The organism is Novosphingobium sp., from assembly GCF_040398825.1.
GTDB lineage: Bacteria > Pseudomonadota > Alphaproteobacteria > Sphingomonadales > Sphingomonadaceae > Novosphingobium.
On the sequence record NZ_JBBATI010000003.1, the window covers coordinates 173,743 to 193,832 of the forward strand.

Consider the following 20,090-nt stretch of genomic DNA (forward strand, 5'->3'; position numbering starts at 1 on the left):
TTTAGGCCGGGCGAATCGCGCTGCCCCATTCCATCCACCCGGCAAAGCGCGGGCTTTTGGGCAGGTAGCGGCCATCGCGCTGTTGGATGGCAAAGCCGGCCGCGCTGATGGCATCGGCCACCGGGCGGGTCAGATGGCATCCGCCCATCAGCGGTTTCCACAGCGGTTCGATCCGGCGCTGCCACGCCGCCACGCCACCGTCTGGCGAGCGCCCGTGTTCCAGAAACAGCAATTGCCCGCCGGGCCGCAGAATGCGTCGCAGTTCACCCAGCACGCGCGCCGGGTCGGCCACCGAACACAGTGTATAGGTGGTGACCACCGTGTCGAAGCTGGCATCGGCAAACGGGATGGCTTCACCCGTCGCTTCACGCAAATCGGTTGCCCAGCCGCGCCGTTGCGCGGCGGCGCGGGCATCGGCCATCAATTGCGGTGAAGGATCGATCCCGGAAAAACTGGTGACCGCCGCCGAGTCATACAGCGGCTGGTTGATCCCGCCGCCGCAGCCCAGTTCAAACACAGCGCCACGCGCCTGCGGCACGATGATGCCACGCAAATGCATGATTTCCGGCTGCCCGCAGGCGCAGCGGATCAACCGCGGCACCACGAATTTGTCCCACAACCCTGCCATTGCCCCAAACTCCCCCTCACCGCCTGCAAACGCGCGGTACTAATCCTTCAGCCCCGACCGCGGAAAATCGATCGGGCGGCCCTTGCCCTCCATCTTTGGATGGCGGTTGCCCGGGATGCGTGGCACGCCGGGAATGATGAACCCGGTCGGTTTATGGCAGCGTTGGCACATCGGGCCAAGCGCGCCGTTGTGGACATCATCACGCACATGGCAATCGATGCAGGCCTTGCCCGGTTTGACCGTGTCCACCGATTTGGGATGACAGGCCACGCACGTCACGCGGGTGTGATAGCCGATCAGCGGAAAGGCGGTTTTGGCGTGGTCGAATTTGGCCACTTTCCAGGTGCTTTGGCTGTGGCATTCGGCGCATTTGGGGCCGTCGGCGCCGCGGTGGACATCGTCGCGGGTGTGGCACCCGGCGCAGGCGACCGGCGCGCTGGCGGGCCGCGCGGTGTTGGCATGGCACCCGGTGCAGGCGACTTTCACATGTGCGCCCTGCAACGGAAACGCGTGCACAGTGTCATGATCGAACCGTATCGCGCGCCAGGTCGTGGTCAGATGGCATGACGCGCAGTGCGGGCCATCGGCGCCGCGATGCACGTCGGCGCGGACGTGGCACGACACACACGCGGTCGATACCCCGTGCCACTGTTCACCCGCATGGCAGCCCTTGCATGCCACGGCGCGATGCCCCCCGGTCAGCGGATAGCGGGTTTTGTCATGGTCAAACGGCAGCAGGTCGCGCCAGCGCGCGGTGGTGTGGCAGGATTGGCACGCCGGGCCCAGCCGGCCGCGATGAACATCCTGCCGCGCATGGCACGCGGCGCAGGCCTGCGGTGCCTCTCGCAGCCGCACCATCCCGGCATGGCAGGCCACGCAACGCGTGCGCGCATGCCCGCCAGTCAGGGCATAGGCGGTCATCGTGTCGTGGTTGAACCCGGTCTGTTTCAACACTGCCAGTGGCGGGCCAATGATTGGCTGCGCGCCGCGCTGGTGTTCGATATGGCACCCGCTGCACGGTTTGCGCTGTGCCACCGCCACCCGCCCGTGCCAGCGGGTGTGCGTGGCAATGTCGCGGGCGATCCCGGTGTGGCAGGTCAGGCACTGACGCGGCTGCGCCTGCCGCTGAAAGGTCAGGTGGCAGGCGGTGCAGCGCGATTCCAGCCGGGCATGGCCCGCCGACAGCGCGCCGGGGCTGACCATCCGCTCGATCACGGTTTCCGCCCGCACGGCGGCCCCCGCAATCCCGATCAGCGCGACCAGCAGTACCAGCAGGCGCATCAAACTTCGCATCAGTACGCATGGACCATGTACACGTGCGCGATCACCGCCATGACCAGCACCAGGCCCAGCGGCACATGCAGGTAATGCCACAGCTCCGCCGTCCGGCGCAGGGTGGCGAACCGGCTGCGCCGCGCCGGGCCCAGCGCATAGCGCGCGACCAGCCCGCTGCCGACCACCAGCGCCATCGCCGCCAGCGCCACCCCGCTGTTGATCGCGCGCCAGCCAAACCGCGCATGCACCAGCACCGCAACCGGGCCAAACACCCCCAGCACCAGATGCGCGCGATACCAGGCCGGGACCGAAATTCGTCCCGCCGGCCGGCGTTTTGCCCACGAAAACCCCAGCACGGCCACCATCGCCAGCGTCCCGCCCAGCCCGATCCAGTATCCGGCCCAGCCCGACGGATCATAGCGCGGATCATGCCGCGTGGCCCAGCCCCAGCCCAGCAAGGCCATGGCCGCAGCGCCGATCAACGCATCGGCCCAGGCTACAGACGCGTGTGCCACAGGTGCAGGTGCCGGAATGTCCGTCAATCCGCGCGCCTTTCCGCCTGTCTGCGCCACCCCATCCATCGCCTGGCCCCTTTTGGCGCGAATCCGCCCTTGTTGCGGGGCCATGCTGTGATGCCAGATTTCGCTGGCCATGGCGGCTGTTTTATTCTCTGGTGTCCAACAAGGATTGAGCCTGCCCGCCCATCATGATCGCGCAAACCGTTCTGATTGCAACCTATGCCGTGCCGCTGGCCTGCGCGATCGGCGGGTGGGCCTGGCACCAGCGCCGCCGCACGCGCGCCAACCGCGCATTGCTGGCGCGCAACCGCGCCGCCGGGCTGGCCGAACCGCCCACCCTGCACCCGCGGATCGATCCCCTGCGGTGCATCGGTTGTGGCGCCTGCATCCGTGCCTGCCCCGAAAGCGATGTGCTGGGGCTGATCGGGCGCACCGCCACGCTGATTGAACCATGGGCCTGCGTCGGCCATGGTGTGTGCCGCGATGCCTGCCCGGTCGATGCCATTACGCTGGTGTTCGGCACGCCAACCCGCGGGATCGACGTGCCGGTGCTGGGGCCGGGCGGCGAAACCAGCCGCGCGGGTATCCATATCGCCGGCGAACTGGGTGGGTTGGGGTTGATCTGCAACGCGATCAACCAGGGGCGTGATGCGATCGACCATATTGCCGCCACGCTGGCTGTGGACGCGGCACCCCCTGATGACGACCGGCTGGATGTGGTGATCATCGGCTGTGGCCCGGCGGGGTTGACCGCCGCGCTGGGTGCGATCGCGCACGGCCTGCGCTTTGTCGCGATCGATCAGGCCACGCTGGGCGGGTCGGTCGCGCACTATCCGCGCGGAAAGCTGGTGATGACCACGCCTGCCCGGTTGCCGCTGATCGGCGAAGTGCGGCTGGGCGAAATCAGCAAGGAAGGGCTGCTGGCGTTCTGGCAGGATGTTTGCGCGCGCACCGGGCTGGCCCCGCGCTATGAGGAACGCGTGCACGCGGTTGAACAGGATCACGCCGGCTATTGCGTGGTGTCGGACCAGGCGCGCTATCGCACGCGGCGCGTGCTGCTGGCGCTGGGCCGCGGCGGTACGCCCCGGCGGCTGGATGTGCCGGGCGAAGACCTGGCCAAAGTGGTCTATCGGCTGAGCGATGCCGGGCAATATGCCGGGCGGCGCGTGGCGGTGGTGGGCGGCGGCAATTCGGCGCTGGAGGCGGCGATTGCGCTGGCCGAGGTTCCCGGCACCATGGTCACGCTGATCCATCGCGGCACCGGATTTGCCCGTGCCCGGGCCGAAAACCGCGCTGCGGCGGAACAACTGGGCCAGACCAGCGCGATCACCATCAACTGCGCCGCACACGTGATCGCGATCACACCCGATGCCGTGACCATCGCGACGCCAGACGGACAGTCGGACATCGCCAATGATGCGGTGATCGTCTGTGCCGGCGGCACCCTGCCACGTGACTGGCTGGGCACGATCGGCATCGCGGTGGAAACCCACCATGGCCAGCCCGGATTTGCCCCCACGCCGTCAGCTTGAACGGTTGCGGATTGTCATTCTGCGGCGGGCGAACCCGCCGAAAAATCCACTATCGAGCAGAAAACATGTGATGTGGTCGCAAAAAAATAACCACTTGTTATTGCGTATCGGGCAAGTGGGGTTTCAGTTAATCCAGGTCCTTCCACCAATGACCGGCACAAAATTGCAAACCTTTGCGTCGGGGGCGCGCACCATGTCAGCGATACCGGGCTGCACGCAGGTGTGGCGATACCTTCCGCCCCGCAGCCCTGCGGCGCCAATACGCGTTGACAGCCAATGGTTCATTTTGGCACAGCCCCGAACATGATGCGGAGGTCGACAGCGCTGGTAACCGGTCTCGCCCTGCTGACCGCGCCGGTCGCCGGGTGGGGCCGCACGTCACCGCGCCACCAGATCGAATCCCGGCACGCAGAACCACGCACCGATCCCGTCACCACGCTGTGCAAGGGCCGCGTGCAACTGGGCTGCCGCGCGGCAACCTGGGTGGCGGCCGATACTGCCACGCCGCAATTTGCGGTTGCGCCCGCGCCACCACCGACCGAAACGCTGGCACAGGCGCTGGACGCTGCCTATCACACCGCGCCCTCGCTGCAGGCGCAGCGCTATCAATTGCGCGCCACCGACGAAAATTATGCGCTGGCGCTGTCCGAATTGCGGCCGACCACGCAGCTGCAGATATCGGGCAGTTATGACAAGACCGTGCCCGGCCGCACCACCCAGGCCACGCGCTTTCTGGCGCCATCGCCGATCGTGACCAGCAACACGCTGTCGGCCCAGGCCAGCGTGACCCAGCCGTTGTATACCGGCGGCCGCGCCAGCGCCGACCGCGATGCCGCATTGGCCGAGGTCGGCGCCGGCCGCGCGCTGTTGCGCAGCACCGAAGGCGCGCTGCTGCTGCAAGTGATCACCGCCTATACCGATGTGCGCCGCGATGCAGAGGCGCTGCGGCTGTACCGCGCCAACCTGGGCCAGCTGGAGGCGACGCTGGACGAGGTCAAGGCCCGCCGCACCGCCGGCGAACTGACCCGCACCGACATTGCCCAGGCCGAAACCCAGCTGAACCTGGCGCGCGGCCAGCACAATCTGGCGGTGCAGCAGCTGGAACAGGACCGCGCGACTTATGCCGCGCTGACCGGGCATGACCCGGGCGAGCTGGCCACCCCGCCCGAACTGCCGGGTGTGCCGGTAACGGTGGGCGCGGCGCTCGATCTGGCTGGCGAAACCAGCCCCGATCTGGATCAGGCCGTGCTGACCGAACGCCAGTCGCGCGCGCAGATCGCGGTGGCGAAATCACAGGGCCGCCCGGTGCTGACGCTGAACGGCAGCGCGACGCTGTCTGGCCAAGCCACCCCCTATTATCTGCACAATGAGGATCAGGGTTTTCGCGGCGGCGCGGTGCTGACCATCCCGCTGACCAATGGTGGCCGGGTCGGCGCGCTGGTGGCGCAGGCCGAGGACCGCGATGCCGCGTCGCGGCTGGGGATTGAAACCACCCGGCGGCAAATGGTCGACAACATCGTCAACGCGTGGAACGCGATCGCCACCGCGCAACGCAACATTGCGGTCGACAGCGCCGGGCTGGATGCCGCGCGCGTGTTCGATGACGGCACCTTTCAGGAATACCGCGCCGGGCTGCGATCGACCTTTGATGTGCTGTTTGCGCATTCCACGCTGCTGAATGCCCAGGTCACGCTGGTGGGCGCGCAACGCGACCTGTATGTCGCGCAGGCGACGCTGTTGCGCCATGTCGGGTTGCTGGAGGCGCGATTGTTGCTGACCGATCCCGGATTGTACAACCCCGACGCCGATTTCCGCCATGCCGCCCGGCGCGGCGCGCTGCCGCTGGCGCCGGTGATCCATGCCATCGACCGGATCGCCATGCCCGGCACCACCGCGCCGCCCTTGCAACAGCCCCCGGCCGGATCATCGCCGCCAGTCGTGGCCACTGCTGCTGCCCCGGCGACAGCGGCCCCGGTCGCGATCGCGCAACATTCGCCCGAAAATCCGCTGCCCGGCACCACCGCCACGGCGAACACGCCGACCAAACCCCACCACCGCCGGAGATCACGGCAGCCATGAACGCGCCCGATCCCCAAATGACCGCCGCTGCGAACGGCTCTGCTGACGACAGCGGTTTGGTCGCGCTCGCCTCGCTGCTGGCGATGCACCGCGTCGCGGTCGATCCGGCGCAACTGCGCCATGCCATCGGCCATCACGATGCCCTGTCTGCCAACGATCTGCTGCGGTTGGCCAAAGGGCAAAAGGATGTGCGCGCGCGCGCCGTCACCACCACCTATGACCGTTTGAAGCGCACTCCCCTGCCCGCACTGGCGCATGGCCCGTCGGGCTGGTTCCTGGTCGGCCGGGTCGAAGGTGACGAAGCGCTGATCCAGCTGGCAGTGCCCGAACCCGGGGTGCCCGGGCTACCCATCCGCAAGGTGACGCGCGACCAGCTGATGGAGCTGTGGGATGGCACGCTGCTGCTGATCACCACGCGTGACAGCATGCTGGCGGCGGCCGGGCGGTTTGATTTTACCTGGTTCATCCCGCAAATCGTGAAATACCGCCGGCTGATCGGCGAAGTGCTGCTGATCACGCTGGGCATCAACATCCTGGGGCTGGCGGCGCCGCTGTTTTTCCAGAACGTGGTCGACAAAGTGCTGGTGCACGATTCGATCGACACGCTCAGCGTGCTGGCGATCGGCTATGTCGCGGTGTCGGTGTGGGAAACCGCGTTCGGCTGGCTGCGCACCCGGCTCTATTCCGAAACCAGCCAGAAAATCGATGTCGAACTGGGCGCGCGGCTGTTTCAGCATCTGCTGGGGTTGCCGATGGGCTATTTCGAAAACCGCCGCGTCGGCGATATCGCGATGCGTGTGCGCCAGTTGGAAACCATCCGCGAATTCATGACCAATGCGTCGCTGACGGTACTGATCGACCCGCTGTTCACGGTCGTGTTCCTGGTGGTGATGTGGCTCTATTCGGTCAAACTGTTCGTGATTTCGGTGCTGACCATCCCCGCCTATATCCTGGTTGCGGTGTTCATTACCCGGCCGTTGCAGGCGCGGATCGAAGAAAAGTTTGAACGTTCGGCGGCCAACAACGCGCTGCTGGTGGAAAGCATCGCCGGCATCAACACGGTAAAGGCCAGCGCGGTCGAACCGCAGTGGCAGGCGCTGTGGGAACGCCAATTGGCCGGATACAGCCAGGCCAGCCAGAAGGTGATCAACCTGGGCAACACCGGCAGCCAGCTGATCCAGCTGATTTCCAAACTCAATCTGGCCGCCATTCTGTATTTTGGCGCGCAGGGCGTGATCGCGCACCAGCTGACCGTGGGCGGGCTGGTGGCGTTCAACATGTTTGCGCAGCGGGTGTCTGGCCCGGTCATCCGCATGGCGCAATTGTGGCAGGATTTCCAACAGGTGCGGATCGCCATCGCGCGGCTGGGCGATGTGCTGAACCAGCCGATCGAACCTGGCGCCGGCAGCCGCACCGCACTGCCCGCAATCCAGGGCCATATCGCGTTTGACGGCTTGCGCTTTCGCTATGGCGTCGAAGGGCCGTGGACGCTGGATGACATTTCGCTGGCGATCCCGGCAGGCACGTCGCTGGGGATTGTCGGCAGTTCCGGATCGGGCAAATCGACACTGACCAAGCTGTTGCAGCGGCTGTATATTCCGCAGGGCGGGCGGATCACCATCGATGGGGTGGATATTGCCCAGATCGATCCGGCGTGGCTGCGCCGCCAGATCGGCGTGGTGTTGCAGGAAAACCTGCTGTTCAACCGGACGATCCGCGAAAATATTGCGTTGGCCAATCCGGCCATGCCGCTGGAACAAGTGATCGCCGCGGCCACGCTGGCGGGCGCGCACGAATTCATTCTGCGCATGCCGGCCGGATATGACACTCCGATCGAGGAACGCGGCACCAACCTGTCGGGCGGGCAACGCCAGCGGTTGGCGATTGCGCGCGCGCTGGTCACGTCCCCACGCATCCTGATCCTGGACGAGGCGACCAGCGCGCTCGATGCCGAAAGCGAAGAGATCATTCAGGCCAACCTGGCCGCGATGACATCGGGCCGCAGCGTGGTGATCATCGCCCACCGCCTGTCTGCCGTGCGCGGGTGCGACCGCATCATCGCGCTGGAGGGCGGACGGATCATCGAACAGGGCACCCACCACAGCCTGCTCGCTGCCGGTGGGCGCTATGCCGAATTGTACCGCCGCCAGATGGGACTGGCCGCGATGGAGGCCCGGCCATGAACTCGCTCGGCCACACCTGGCGCGTGATCAAAGAGGCGCTGAAGGCGGATCGCGCGCGGCGCGACGCGCACCAGACCAGCCTGGAGGGTGATTTTCTGCCGGCCGCGCTGGCGGTGGTTGAACAACCGGTGTCGCCCACCGGGCGGCGCACCGCCTATACCCTGCTGGGCCTGCTGGTCGCCACGGTGGCCTGGCTGGTGATCGGCCATGTCGATGTGGTGGCGTCGGCACCCGGCACGATCCTGCAATCGGGCAAGACCAAGCTGGTGCAATCGGCCGGATCGGGTGTGGTCGCCGCGATCCATGTGCGCGATGGCGATCGCGTAGCCGCCGGACAGGTGCTGGTCGATCTGGATACCACATTGGCCGGGGCAGAACTGGAACAGGCGCAAAAGGCACTGCTGGCCGACCTGCTGGAAGTGGAACGCAACCGCGCAGTGGTTGCCGCGCTCGATGGCCAGGGCCTGCATTTTTCGCCCCCCGCCGGCACCCCGCCCGATGTGGCCACGGCGCAAGCGCGCCTGGCCGCAGCGCAAGTCGCCTCGGTCAACGCCACGGTCGCCGGCTATGCCTCTGCCCGCGCGTCGTCGCAGGCGGATGCACAGGCCGCCGCCGCGACCCGTGCCAAGCTGAACGAAACGCTGCCGATCATCGACCATGAGGTCGATGCGATGAACAAGCTGGATGCCAACGGCTATGCCCCGGGCATGCGCCTGCTGGAATTGCAGCGCCAGCGCCGGTCTGACGTGGGGGACCGCGATGTGGCCGCCGCGCAAGTGCTGCGCGGGCAATCAGAGGCGCGCAAATATGGCGACGCGATGGTGCAGACCCGCGCGCAATCGCGGCAGCAGGCGTTGACCGATCTGGCCAAGGCGCAGGCCGATGCGATCCTGAAACAACAGGATGTCAACAAGGCGCAGCGCCGCGCCGGACTTGCCCATCTGGTCGCGCCGACCGATGGCACGGTGCAGCAATTGCAGATCCACACCATCGGCGGGGTGGTCGAACCCGCGCGCACGCTGATGGTGATCGTGCCCACGCATGGGGAGATTGAGGTGGAGGCGCGCGTGTTGAACCGCGACATCGGCTTCGTTCACGAAGGCCAGACCGCCTCGGTCAAGATCGATGCCTTTCCGTTCACGCGCTACGGCACGGTATCGGGCACGGTAGTGTCGCTCAGCCACGATGCAGTGCCCGATCAGAAGCTGGGCGCGACTTATGTCGCGCGCATCCGGCTGGATCGTGCGTCGATCGATGTGAATGGCAAGACTGTGGCGCTGACACAGGGACTGGGTGTGACCGTCGATATCCGCACCGGCAGCCGCCGCATCATCTCGTGGTTGCTCAGCCCGATCATGACCACGGTCAAACAGGCCGCGCGCGAACAATAGGGCGGGATGGTCAGCGCGACCGGTGGACGCCGTGTCGTCACAATTGCCGGATAGCGTAACCCCATGCGCAAATTTTGCCTTACCCTGCTGCCGATCGCGATCCTGTGGTGCCAGTCACCGGCCCACGCATGGGGGGCGATCGGGCACCGTGTGACCGGCGTGATTGCCGAAGACAACCTTAGCGGCGTCGCACGCGCGCAAGTCCGGCAGATCCTGGGCACTGAAACCCTGGCGCAGGCATCGACCTGGCCCGATGAACAGCGCGCCAATCCATCGGAATTCTGGCAAAAAACCGCATCGCCGTGGCACTATGTCACCATCCCCACTGGCACCCCCTACACCGACGCGCTGGCCCCGCCACAGGGCGACGCGGTCACCGCGCTCGCTCGCTTCGCTGCCACGCTGCACGATCCCCATGCCGCGCTGGATGACAAGCGGCTGGCCTTGCGCTTTATCGTGCACATCATCGGTGACCTGCACATGCCGCTCCACGCCGGGCGCCCCGGCGACCGCGGCGGCAACGATATTGCGGTGACCTGGTTTGGCAAACCGACCAACCTGCACATGGTTTGGGACGCGGCAATGATCGACGACCGGCAGCTGTCGTGGAGCGAACTGGCCGCCTGGCTGGAGCACACCATCACGCCCGACCAGGTGATCGCCTGGAGCGACGCCCGACCAGCCACCTGGATCGCGGAAAGCGTGACCTTGCGCGAAACGGTCTATCCCGCCGATCCGAAACTGGCACAGACCTACACCTTTCAATTCCGGCAGGCGGTCGATACGCGGTTGTCGATGGCCGGGATACGCATCGCCGCATATCTGAACCGGCTGTTCGCCGAAGGTCAGGCCGACAAGCCCTGACCGGCATGTCACCGGCCGCACCCGCCGTACCGCACATCGGCAACGTTGGCGGTCGCCACCCTTGGTCTGACCTGAATGTTGGGCGGTAAGTGGCGGAGAGGCAGGGATTCGAACCCTGGATGCCCTTGCGAGCATGCCGCATTTCGAGTGCGGTGCATTCGACCACTCTGCCACCTCTCCGCGAAGTGTCGTCGGGAACCCCAAGGGGCGCCCCGGTCGGGAAGCGCGCGGTTAGCGCATGGATTTCCGGTTGCCAAGCAGAAAAGCGACAGGCTGTGCCATCAAGGGTGCCGACAGCACGAAAGCCTCGCTTGTTTGCACAACCGCTCGCCCCTATATGATGATCATGCAACACGGGAATTACTTTTCGGCCAAAAGCGGCCGTGAAATCGTCGCCCCGCCGGTCAGTTCGGCGCGCTTTTCAATCGGTGAGGTGGTGCGCCACCGGCTGTTTGATTTTCGCGGGGTGGTGTTTGACATCGACCCGGTATTCGCCAATTCCGACGAATGGTACCAGTCGATTCCTGAGGATATCCGGCCCGACAAGCAGCAGCCGTTTTACCACCTGCTCGCGGAAAACGGGGAAAACAGCTATGTCGCCTATGTCAGCCAGCAGAACCTGTTGACCGATGCCGATGCCGGCCCGGTCGATCACCCGTCGGTAACCGAAATGTTTGAGGCATTTCGCGATGGCCGCTATCGGCTGCGGCGCAAATTGTCACACTGACACCAGCGGCGAAGGAACCTGCGGTCAGCTGCGCAGTTTCCAGCCCGACCGCAACACCGCATACGTCGCCAGCGCCAGCACGGCGTTGAGCACGCCCAGCCCGATCGCCCCGCCCATCACTGCCGCATCGGTCGAACCGATGTCGCTTTGCCCCAGAAAGCCATAGCGGAACCCTGACATCACGTAAAAAATCGGATTCCAGCCGCTGATGGCGCGAAACGTCGGTGCCAGTTTGGTAACCGAATAAAACGTGCCCGACAGCATCGCCATCGGGGTGATCACGAAATTGGTGACCGCCGCGTTCTGATCGAATTTGTCCGCCCACAGTGATGTCAGCACGCCGATCAGCGCCAGCAGTACCGACCCCATCAGGCCGAACCACAGCACCGCCCACAGATGATGCACCGAAAGATCCACCCCCGGCCAGAACACCATCGCCAGATACAATGCCAGCCCGACCAGGATGGCGCGGGTCACCGCTGCCGCAACCAGCGCCAACAGCAATTCCGCCTCGGAAATCGGCGGCATCAGGTAATCGATAATGGTTCCCTGCATTTTGCCGACCAGCAACCCAAAGCTGGAATTGGCAAAGGCATTGTTGATCATGCCCATCGCAATCAGCCCGGGTGCGACAAAACTGGCAAAGGAAACGCCCAATACCGTGCGCCCGCCCCCACCCAGGGCCAGCGTGAAAATGACCAGATAGAGCAAGGTGGTGACCGCCGGGGCCCAGATGGTTTGCAGCTGTACCTTGAAGAAGCGGCGCACCTCCTTCATATAGAGGGTCCACAGGCCAAGCTGGTTGAACCTGAAGAACACGCGCTGCCCGGGTTCCGGGAACGTCACCGCAGATAATGAGGCGATTGGGTAGCCAATCGGGGCGGCAGTCGGGATCGGTTGATCAGGCATGGGTATCGCGGTATCGCGGCGCCCGGTGAATAGCAAGAGCACGGGATTGCCACTGGCAGCCCGATCGGTGCCAACGCTAAAAGGTCGCCAGCGACCATCAATATTGCTATGGGATATCGCCCCATAGCCGCAAACAGTGTGCGAACACGGGTACTGGCGCCGCTGGCGCCGTTGAAGGAATTGGCATGAGTTGGACCGAAGAGCGGATCGAAAAACTGACCAAGATGTGGGAAGGCGGCGCAACCGCCAGCCAGATCGCCGAAGAATTGGGCGGGGTCAGCCGCAATGCCGTGATCGGCAAGGCACACCGGCTGGGGCTGAAAGCGCGCCCGTCACCGGTCAAACCCAACGAAAAGGCGGAAAGCCCGCGCGCCGAGGCGCCAGCCGCCAAACCGGTGCCGCGCGCCGCGCCGCCGGTAGAGCCGCGTCCCGCACCGCCCCGCGTTGTCGCGCCTGCACCGGTTGCCGCGCCGCCGGCGGCTGCGCCGCCACGCGCGGTCGCGCCGGTTGCACCAGTGGCGACCGATGCCGCGGCTGATGAAGCCCCCGTTGCACCGCCCCCACCGCCGGTTGTGCGCGTGGTTTCAGTCGGTCCCGGCGGCTTTTTGCGCCAGGGCCCGGGCGATCAGCAGGCACCGATTCCGCCCGCGCCACCGCGCCGGCTTGTCCCTGCGCGGCCCAGTGCCGAAATCGCCGACAAGACCAGCCTGCTCGATCTCAACGACCGTATCTGTCGCTGGCCGGTCGGCCACCCTGGCGAACCGGATTTTCATTTCTGCGGCGACAAGGTCAATCCCGGGTTTCCCTATTGCGTCGACCATTGCGGCCGCGCCTATCAGGCGCAACTGCCGCGTGGCCACCGTCGCCCCCCGCCGCCGATGCCCTTTGGCGGCCCCAGAGTCCGTTAAAAGCGCGTCCGTTAATAGCGCGTCTGTTAAAAGCGCGTCCACTGGCGCACAGCCGATAGCCGCAACCATCGGGGCGCGCGCGATCGACCCTGGCACACAGACATCATCCGGCCTGGCGTGAATTCACCCGGGCCGGATGCTTAATCCGGCGCGCGCGCAGCCGTCCTGTGCGCTATGAGCGAAAACCCATTCCAGCCTGAATCCCATTCCACCGGCGGGTGGCGCGAATGGCTGGGCCTGGCCCCGCGCAGCGACGATCGGCAGGTCGCCGCAGTGCACAACACCCCCGACAGCGCCAGCCGCGTGCTGACCGAGCCCGAAATCTCGCGGCAGGCCAAACGCCGGCTGTTGGGACAGGTGACCGATTTTCTGATCGACCATGATCTGGAAATCCTGCCGTTTACGCTGTCGATCGCGTATGATTGCATGACCGGGGGCAGCCCGAAACTGGCACAGCAAATTCTGGAACGGACCGAAAAAGGCCTGCCGGTCACGCTGAAATGGCTGGAAGATGCCAGCGCAACGCAAGCGCGCGATGCGACGACCGAGGCCGTGGCGACACTGGTCAGCCAGCTTGAAGACAGCCTGGCCGATTTTGGCCGCACCATGGCGGGTGCGCGCGATGCCAATGGGTCTTATTCGGTCGCGCTGCAAAACCATGTGGACGAATTGAACAGCGCGCGTGACAGCGACAACCCGGTGGAGCGTCTGACCCGGCTGACCCGCCGCATGCTGGATCACACGCGCTCAGTGGCCAGCGATCTCGCCGCCAGCGAGGCACAGATCGGCACATTGCAGACGCGGCTGGATGAGGCGCGCCGGCTGGCCAACCATGACCACCTGACCGGGCTGCCCAACCGCCGCGCCTTTGACGAATTGTTTGACCGCGAGACACGCGCGGCCAAACTGGCGGGTGAAGCGCTATCGGTCGCGTTTTGCGATATCGACAATTTCAAACGCATCAACGACACGCACGGCCATCCGGCCGGCGACCGGGTCATCCGCTATGTCGCGGATATCCTGGGCCGCATTGCCGATGCGCGCTGCCATGTCGCGCGCCACGGCGGCGAAGAATTTGCGGTGCTGCTGCGCGGGGTGACTGTTGCCGATTGCTGGGCTCGGCTGGAAACGGCGCGCACCGAAATCGCGCAAAAACGCCTGGTCAACCGCACCAACGACACACCGTTCGGGCGGATCACCTTTTCCGGCGGGATTGCCGATGCGCTGGGCTATCGCACGCGCAGCGCCGCGCTAAAGGCCGCCGATGACGCGCTGTTTGCCGCCAAGCACGCCGGGCGCAACCGCATCGTGATCGCCGGCGAAGAACCGCAACCCTTGCGCGAGGTGGCCTGATGATCAGCGCAGCGCCATAGTCAGCCGGCACAAAAAAAGGGGGCGATGGCATGACCATCGCCCCCATTTTTATGCTTCGCGCCTGATGCAGACGATCAATCGTCCGATTTCAGGAACGCCGGGATGTGGTCGGGCGCCGGGCCATCGTCGCGCGGGCCACGATCGGGGCGCGGACCGCGATCGCCACCGCGGTCGTCGCCACGGCCACGGCCGCCACCGCCGCCACGATCGTTGCGGGGCCCGCGGCGGTCGCCACGGTCACCGCGATCGGGACGATCGCCGCGCGGTTCACGCGCTTCGCGCGCCGGGCGGGTGTCTTCGAGTTCGGCGCCGGTTTCCTGGTCAACCACCCGCATCGACAGGCGGACTTTGCCGCGCGGGTCGATTTCGAGCACCTTGACCTTGACAGCCTGGCCTTCCTTGACGACGTCGCCTGGCTTTTCCACGCGCTCGTTGCGCATTTCCGACACGTGGACCAGGCCGTCCTTGCCGCCCATGAAGTTCACGAACGCACCGAAATCAACGATGTTGACCACTTTGCCGTCGTAGACCTTGCCGACTTCGGCTTCTTCCACGATGCCACGAATCCAGGCCCGCGCCGCTTCGATCTGGCTCGGGTCAGAAGAGCTGATCTTGATCAGGCCTTCGTCATCGATATCGACCTTGGCGCCGGTGGTGGCGACGATTTCGCGGATGACCTTGCCACCGGTGCCGATGATGTCGCGGATCTTCGATTTGTCGATCTGCAGCGTTTCGATCCGCGGCGCATGCGCCGACAATTCGCCACGCACTTCACCCAGCGCCTTGGTCATTTCGCCCAGGATATGCGCGCGGCCTTCCTTGGCCTGTGCCAGTGCAGCGCGGAAGATTTCCTCGGTGATCCCGGCTATCTTGATGTCCATCTGCATCGTGGTGATGCCTTCGCTGGTGCCGGCCACCTTGAAGTCCATGTCACCCAGGTGATCTTCATCACCCAGAATGTCGGAAAGCACGGCGAACTTGTCACCTTCGAGGATCAGACCCATGGCAATGCCGGAAACCGGGCGAACCAGCGGCACGCCGGCATCCATCATCGACAGCGAACCGCCGCAGACCGTCGCCATCGACGACGATCCGTTGGATTCGGTGATGTCCGACAACACGCGGATGGTGTAGGGGAACTCTTCCTTGCCCGGCAGTACCGGGTTGAGCGCACGCCATGCCAGCTTGCCATGGCCGATTTCACGACGACCAGGGGCGCCGAAACGGCCAACTTCGCCAACCGAATAGGGCGGGAAGTTGTAGTGCAGCATGAAGCGCTGATACGACAGGCCATCAAGGCCGTCGATCATCTGTTCGGCGTCCTTGGTGCCCAGCGTGGTGGTGCAGATCGCCTGCGTTTCACCGCGCGTGAACAGCGAAGACCCATGCGTGCGCGGCAGGAAACCGACAATCGCTTCGATCGGGCGAACCTGATCGACACGACGACCGTCGATGCGCGCACCATCCTTCAGGATGGCGGTGCGCACGATATCGGCTTCGACCTTTTTCAGGGTCTTCATCGCCACCATGCGGGTCTGCGGTGCTTCATCGGCATAGGCCACCTTGGCCTTGTCGCGCGCCGCGTTCAGCGCGTTGGAACGCGCCGACTTGTCGGTCAGCTTATAGGCGGCGGCAATGTCCTTGCCGACGATGCTCTTCAGCTTGGTCTTGATGTCGGCGGTGTTGTCCGACAGGTCGATTTCCCACGGTTCCTTCGCCGCCTTTTCCGCCAGATCGATGATCGCATTGACCACCTTGCGGATTTCGGCGTGGGCGAACAGCACGCCGCCCAGCATTTCGTCTTCGGTCAATTCCTTGGCTTCGGATTCGACCATCATCACCGCGTTGCCGGTGGCAGCAACGACCAGGTCGAGCCGGCCTTCCTTGACCTGCGACAGCGACGGGTTGAGCTGGTATTCGCCATCCTTGAAACCGACGCGCACCGCGCCGATCGGGCCCATGAACGGGACGCCCGAAATGGTCAGCGCGGCCGATGCTGCGATCAGCGCGACAATGTCTGGCTCAGTTTCACCGTCATAGCTCAAAACCTGACAGATCACGTTGATTTCGTTATAGAAACCTTCGGGGAACAGTGGCCGCACGGGGCGGTCGATCAGGCGCGAAACCAGCGTTTCCTTTTCGGTGGCGCCGCGTTCCCGCTTGAAAAAGCCGCCCGGGATACGCCCGGCAGCCGAAAACTTTTCCTGATAATGGACGGTCAGCGGAAAGAAATCCTGACCTTCCTTGACCGACTTTGCCGCGGTAACCGCACAAAGCACGACGGTTTCGCCATAAGTGGCAAGAACCGCGCCATCGGCCTGGCGCGCGATGCGCCCGGTTTCCAGAGTGAGGGTCTTTCCGCCCCATTCCAGCGATACTGTTTTGACGTCGAACATGGTATTTCCTTCAGCCCGCGGGCCCTATTGCCGCGCAGGATTTGCTGCCGGGGTATCCGTCCCGGTCCGGTGCGGGGCTGTTTCACACCCCATGGGCCTTCGCCGAATTGCGAAATAAGCCCGGTTTTAACGCATTCGCATGATTGCCAACGCGGGTGGCGGCAATGACCGCCAAAAGCAAAAAGCGGCCCGCGTCGGGGCCGCTTTTCGAAACCTGTTTACTTGCGCAGACCCAGCTTCTGGATCAGTGCGTTGTACCGCTCGACATCCTTTTTCTTCAGATAATCGAGCAGGGTGCGCCGCTTGTTGACCATCTGCAGCAGACCGCGGCGAGAATGGTTGTCCTTGTGGTGCAGTTTGAAGTGTTCGGTCAGATTGACGATACGCTCGGTCAGGATTGCCACCTGCACTTCGGGCGAACCCGTATCACCTTCGGCACGGGCGTTATCGGTGATGATGATCTGTTTTTTTTCTGCGGTAACCGTCATGTCTGTTCACTCCGCGACATCGGAAAGATTGAAACCCCGCACCACGCGCAATGCGCCGGCCGATAGATCGACAAGCGCCACCGGAATCATGCCGGAACGCGCGAACCAAAGCCCATCGGGTAGGGGCAACCCCGTCAGCACCCGGCCCTGTCGGACCGCCCTTGCCTGTTCGGGATCAAGGTCAAGAGCCGGGATGTCGTCCAGCCCTGCCTCCAACGGCAAGATTGCATCTGAAAATGCAAGTGGCTCGCCGCTAGCGATTGCCTGTAATTTGTCAAGTGAAATCGCCCGGGTCAGATCGAACGGCCCGGCGCGCGTTCGCCGCAGCATGGTGACATGCCCGACCGTGCCCAACGCCAGCGCGATGTCGCGCGCCAGGCTGCGAATATAAGTGCCTTTTGATACGACTGCTGCCAGCGTCAGTGTATCGACAGGCGCGGTGCCGTCGTTTGGCGTATCCCAATGGTGGGGAAACAGCCGGTGAATGGTGACAGCGCGCGGCGCCAGTTCCACCGTCTGTCCCGCGCGCGCACGATCATAGGCGCGCTGGCCATCGACCTTCAACGCGGAATAGGCGGGCGGCACCTGGGTAATGGCCCCGGTGAACTGCGGCAGCACCGCCTCGATATCCTGCCAGCTGGGCCGATGGTCGCTCGTGACGATCACCGCGCCTTCCAGATCGAGCGTGTCGGTCTGGGCACCAAAGGCGATGGTGAAGTTATAGGCCTTGGTGGCATCGAGCATGCGCCCGGCCAGCTTGGTCGCCTCGCCAATCGCGATCGGCAGCACCCCGGTCGCCAGCGGATCAAGCGTGCCGCCATGCCCCACTTTGGCCTTGCCATAACCGCGTGCACGCAGCGCGCGCTTGACCGCCGCGACGCCTTGGGTTGACCCCAGCCCCAGCGGTTTGTCGAGCACGATCCAGCCGTGCACGGTCATCGGTTGATCACGCCGCGCCCGGCCCCGCCACCAGCGAGGCCAGCGCCGCAAACTGTGACAGCAACCAGCCCACCGGCGGCAACAGCACGCGGTCAACCAGATGCAACGACGGCGCGACCTGCGGCAGCACCACGAAAATCACGGCAAACACGATCATGCCATAGGGCTCGATCCGGTCGAGCAAGCGCACCAGCGGCCACGGCGCAATCCCGCGCAAGATCCGCGATCCATCAAACGGCGGCAGCGGCAACAGGTTGAACATGCCCAGGAAACAATTGAATTCGATGAAATTGCGCAAGTTATCAAAAGCAAAGGTCAACCCGGCGCTGGGTGTCGCCTGCGGCCCCAGCGTGCGAGCCAACAGCCCGATCGCCACCGCGCTCAGCGCCGCCAGCACGAAATTGGTGACCGGCCCGGCTGCCCCCACCAGCGCCATATCGCGTTTGGGATGGCGCAACCGGCGATAATCGACCGGCACCGGCTTGGCCCAGCCAAATACCGGCAGCCCGGCCAGATGCAGCGCACCGGGCAGAATGATCGTGCCGAACGGATCGACATGGCGCAACGGATTCAGGCTCAGCCGTCCGCGTTCCGACGCGGTCGGATCGCCCAGCAGGCGCGCCATGCGGCCATGCGCCACCTCGTGAAACACGATCGCAAAGATCAGCGGCAGGATGATTGTCGAAGCGTCGTACAGCGTCTGGTTCATGGCGCAGACCGATCGGCCCATTCGCTGCGCAGCAGGCTGAACACCACCGTATCGCGCACCCAACCGGTCCAGGTCTTGCGTTCATGCCGCAACACGCCTTCGCGCGTTGCACCCAGCTTGATCACCGCCGCCTGGCTGCGGGCATTGCGCTGGTCAACCTTGAACACCACGCGTTCCAATCCGCAGGCAAAGGCGTGGTCGATCAACAGCTGTTTCATCCGGCGGTTGAATCCGGTGCCGCGCAGCGCGGGCACGATATAGCTGTTGCCGATCTCGATCGCCCAGCCCGGCTGACCCGCATCGATCCACGCGGTCATCCCGACCAGCGCGCGATCATGAAGCACGGCAAAACAACGACGCTGGGGGCCGCCACCGATCAACCGGTCGAATTGCGGATCAAAATCGGCGCCGCGATAGTTGAACGGATAAACCTGCCAGATCTCGTCATCGGCAGCGCAGGCCGCGCGCAGACCTTCGCGATGTTCCGCCGCCAGCGGGACCAATGCCAGATCGCCTTCACTGAGCGCGACATAAAGGCCATCATCGATCACTGTCAGGCGCCCGTTTCGTCGGTGGCGGCGCCCAGATCGCGGCTGACGCGCGGATCGTTCAGCAGCCGATCGATCTTGCTGGCGACATCAAAGCTTTCATCGGCCGTGAATTTGATCTTGGCCGCGTATTTCAGCTTCAACCGCGCGGCCACTTCTTTCTGGAAATAGGCGGTGTGGGTTTGCAGCGCTTTCAGCACCGCCGCTTCGTCGCTGCCCAGCAGCGATTTCACAAACGCGGTGGCCAGCCGCAAATCGGGCGACATGCGCACTTCGGTCACCGACACGGTGTGCGCGCTCAGCACGTCATCGTGCACCTGCTGGCGCAGCAGCAGTTCGGACAGGATATGCCGCACTTGTTCGCCCACCTTCAACAGGCGGACAGCGCGGGTTTCGGGGGTCAGTGCAGGGCGTGCCACAGTCTGTGTCTATCCGTTCGGTTTGTTTTTCCTCCCCGGCACGGGGAGAGGGGCCGCCCGCAGGGTGGTGGAGTGGCCGGCCCTCAAGCGCGACATCGCGATGTTGCGCGGCGACGAGAGCCCCCTCCACCATGCTGCCCCCATTGGGGGCAGTTTATCCTGAGCTGCTGCGAATGCAGCAGCCGAAGGGCATGGTCCCCCTC

Annotated in this window: 18 protein-coding genes and 1 tRNA gene; 8 read left to right on the top strand and 11 right to left on the bottom strand. The window is 64.8% G+C overall.

Translation table 11 applies throughout. The annotated features are described in order from the left end of the window. Window position 1: 1 nt before the first annotated feature. The 3 genes from ABWP89_RS03145 to ABWP89_RS03155 are packed head-to-tail and all read right to left on the bottom strand — an operon-like array spanning window position 2 to window position 2,556. Entirely contained in the window at window positions 2-628 is a 627-nt protein-coding gene (locus ABWP89_RS03145) for a class I SAM-dependent methyltransferase (RefSeq protein WP_353227158.1), read from the bottom strand. Between the two features lie 39 nt (window positions 629-667). Beyond that, entirely contained in the window at window positions 668-1,909 is a 1,242-nt protein-coding gene (locus ABWP89_RS03150; RefSeq protein WP_353227159.1) for a cytochrome c family protein, read from the bottom strand. Window positions 1,910-1,920: 11 nt separating this feature from the next. Continuing rightward, the gene (locus tag ABWP89_RS03155) at window positions 1,921-2,556 is read right to left on the bottom strand and encodes a cytochrome b/b6 domain-containing protein (protein WP_353227160.1); all 636 of its coding nucleotides are present in this window, start codon (window positions 2,554-2,556) and stop codon (window positions 1,921-1,923) included. Between the two features lie 53 nt (window positions 2,557-2,609). Here ABWP89_RS03155 and ABWP89_RS03160 point away from each other — a divergent pair, with 53 nt between their 5' ends. From ABWP89_RS03160 to ABWP89_RS03180, 5 genes are all read left to right on the top strand, one after another. Further along, window positions 2,610-3,953: an NAD(P)-binding domain-containing protein gene (locus ABWP89_RS03160; protein ID WP_353227161.1), complete on the top strand. Its 1,344-nt coding sequence runs from the start codon at window positions 2,610-2,612 to the stop codon at window positions 3,951-3,953. A gap of 306 nt (window positions 3,954-4,259) precedes the next feature. After that, the gene (locus ABWP89_RS03165) at window positions 4,260-6,032 is read left to right on the top strand and encodes a TolC family protein (RefSeq protein ID WP_353227162.1); all 1,773 of its coding nucleotides are present in this window, start codon (window positions 4,260-4,262) and stop codon (window positions 6,030-6,032) included. A gap of 17 nt (window positions 6,033-6,049) precedes the next feature. Then, window positions 6,050-8,215, top strand: coding sequence for a type I secretion system permease/ATPase (locus tag ABWP89_RS03170; protein WP_353227164.1), 2,166 nt, complete (start codon window positions 6,050-6,052; stop codon window positions 8,213-8,215). Then, window positions 8,212-9,606 (top strand): HlyD family type I secretion periplasmic adaptor subunit, encoded by a 1,395-nt coding sequence (locus ABWP89_RS03175; protein WP_353227165.1) that lies wholly within the window; start codon window positions 8,212-8,214, stop codon window positions 9,604-9,606. The genes ABWP89_RS03170 and ABWP89_RS03175 overlap by 4 nt, the downstream gene beginning before the upstream one ends. Window positions 9,607-9,669: 63 nt before the next feature. Next, a complete protein-coding gene (locus ABWP89_RS03180; RefSeq protein ID WP_353227167.1) occupies window positions 9,670-10,470 on the top strand; it encodes a S1/P1 nuclease in 801 nt (266 codons plus the stop codon). A 90-nt stretch (window positions 10,471-10,560) separates the two neighbouring features. On the opposite strand, the gene ABWP89_RS03185 is transcribed toward ABWP89_RS03180, so the two are convergent. Next, window positions 10,561-10,650: transfer RNA gene (locus ABWP89_RS03185), tRNA-Ser, on the bottom strand. Between the two features lie 166 nt (window positions 10,651-10,816). On the opposite strand from ABWP89_RS03185, the gene hspQ reads away from it, so the two are divergent. Next, on the top strand, window positions 10,817-11,197 hold the full coding sequence (gene hspQ, locus ABWP89_RS03190; RefSeq protein ID WP_353227205.1) for a heat shock protein HspQ: 381 nt from the start codon (window positions 10,817-10,819) through the stop codon (window positions 11,195-11,197). Window positions 11,198-11,221: 24 nt separating this feature from the next. Here the strand turns inward: hspQ and ABWP89_RS03195 are convergent, their stop codons facing one another. Further along, entirely contained in the window at window positions 11,222-12,106 is an 885-nt protein-coding gene (locus tag ABWP89_RS03195; RefSeq protein WP_353227169.1) for an ABC transporter permease, read from the bottom strand. Between the two features lie 185 nt (window positions 12,107-12,291). Here ABWP89_RS03195 and ABWP89_RS03200 point away from each other — a divergent pair, with 185 nt between their 5' ends. Next, complete coding sequence (locus tag ABWP89_RS03200) at window positions 12,292-13,014, top strand: GcrA family cell cycle regulator (protein WP_353227171.1); 723 nt, start codon at window positions 12,292-12,294, stop codon at window positions 13,012-13,014. A 174-nt stretch (window positions 13,015-13,188) separates the two neighbouring features. Then, a complete protein-coding gene (locus ABWP89_RS03205) occupies window positions 13,189-14,367 on the top strand; it encodes a GGDEF domain-containing protein (protein WP_353227172.1) in 1,179 nt (392 codons plus the stop codon). Window positions 14,368-14,462: 95 nt separating this feature from the next. On the opposite strand, the gene pnp is transcribed toward ABWP89_RS03205, so the two are convergent. From pnp to rbfA, 6 genes are all read right to left on the bottom strand, one after another. Further along, on the bottom strand, window positions 14,463-16,784 hold the full coding sequence (gene pnp, locus ABWP89_RS03210) for a polyribonucleotide nucleotidyltransferase (RefSeq protein ID WP_353227174.1): 2,322 nt from the start codon (window positions 16,782-16,784) through the stop codon (window positions 14,463-14,465). Between the two features lie 218 nt (window positions 16,785-17,002). Next, a complete protein-coding gene (gene rpsO, locus ABWP89_RS03215) occupies window positions 17,003-17,272 on the bottom strand; it encodes a 30S ribosomal protein S15 (protein WP_353227175.1) in 270 nt (89 codons plus the stop codon). Between the two features lie 6 nt (window positions 17,273-17,278). Then, a complete protein-coding gene (gene truB / locus ABWP89_RS03220; RefSeq protein WP_353227177.1) occupies window positions 17,279-18,211 on the bottom strand; it encodes a tRNA pseudouridine(55) synthase TruB in 933 nt (310 codons plus the stop codon). Window positions 18,212-18,218: 7 nt separating this feature from the next. Continuing rightward, window positions 18,219-18,920 (bottom strand): site-2 protease family protein, encoded by a 702-nt coding sequence (locus ABWP89_RS03225; RefSeq protein ID WP_353227178.1) that lies wholly within the window; start codon window positions 18,918-18,920, stop codon window positions 18,219-18,221. After that, complete coding sequence (locus ABWP89_RS03230; protein WP_353227179.1) at window positions 18,917-19,471, bottom strand: GNAT family N-acetyltransferase; 555 nt, start codon at window positions 19,469-19,471, stop codon at window positions 18,917-18,919. Before ABWP89_RS03230 ends, ABWP89_RS03225 begins: the two co-directional genes overlap by 4 nt. Before the next feature lie 2 nt (window positions 19,472-19,473). Then, window positions 19,474-19,887, bottom strand: a complete 414-nt coding sequence (gene rbfA, locus ABWP89_RS03235; RefSeq protein WP_353227180.1) for a 30S ribosome-binding factor RbfA — start codon at window positions 19,885-19,887, stop codon at window positions 19,474-19,476. Between the last annotated feature and the right edge of the window lie 203 nt (window positions 19,888-20,090).

Coding starts and splice junctions, on each gene's coding strand:
- ABWP89_RS03145 (WP_353227158.1), bottom strand. CDS start 628: ATGGCAGGGTTGTGGGACAAATTCGTGGTGCCGCGGTTGATCCGCTGC.
- ABWP89_RS03150 (WP_353227159.1), bottom strand. CDS start 1,909: ATGCGCCTGCTGGTACTGCTGGTCGCGCTGATCGGGATTGCGGGGGCC.
- ABWP89_RS03155 (WP_353227160.1), bottom strand. CDS start 2,556: ATGGCCAGCGAAATCTGGCATCACAGCATGGCCCCGCAACAAGGGCGG.
- ABWP89_RS03160 (WP_353227161.1), top strand. CDS start 2,610: ATGATCGCGCAAACCGTTCTGATTGCAACCTATGCCGTGCCGCTGGCC.
- ABWP89_RS03165 (WP_353227162.1), top strand. CDS start 4,260: ATGCGGAGGTCGACAGCGCTGGTAACCGGTCTCGCCCTGCTGACCGCG.
- ABWP89_RS03170 (WP_353227164.1), top strand. CDS start 6,050: ATGACCGCCGCTGCGAACGGCTCTGCTGACGACAGCGGTTTGGTCGCG.
- ABWP89_RS03175 (WP_353227165.1), top strand. CDS start 8,212: ATGAACTCGCTCGGCCACACCTGGCGCGTGATCAAAGAGGCGCTGAAG.
- ABWP89_RS03180 (WP_353227167.1), top strand. CDS start 9,670: ATGCGCAAATTTTGCCTTACCCTGCTGCCGATCGCGATCCTGTGGTGC.
- hspQ (WP_353227205.1), top strand. CDS start 10,817: ATGCAACACGGGAATTACTTTTCGGCCAAAAGCGGCCGTGAAATCGTC.
- ABWP89_RS03195 (WP_353227169.1), bottom strand. CDS start 12,106: ATGCCTGATCAACCGATCCCGACTGCCGCCCCGATTGGCTACCCAATC.
- ABWP89_RS03200 (WP_353227171.1), top strand. CDS start 12,292: ATGAGTTGGACCGAAGAGCGGATCGAAAAACTGACCAAGATGTGGGAA.
- ABWP89_RS03205 (WP_353227172.1), top strand. CDS start 13,189: ATGAGCGAAAACCCATTCCAGCCTGAATCCCATTCCACCGGCGGGTGG.
- pnp (WP_353227174.1), bottom strand. CDS start 16,784: ATGTTCGACGTCAAAACAGTATCGCTGGAATGGGGCGGAAAGACCCTC.
- rpsO (WP_353227175.1), bottom strand. CDS start 17,272: ATGACGGTTACCGCAGAAAAAAAACAGATCATCATCACCGATAACGCC.
- truB (WP_353227177.1), bottom strand. CDS start 18,211: ATGACCGTGCACGGCTGGATCGTGCTCGACAAACCGCTGGGGCTGGGG.
- ABWP89_RS03225 (WP_353227178.1), bottom strand. CDS start 18,920: ATGAACCAGACGCTGTACGACGCTTCGACAATCATCCTGCCGCTGATC.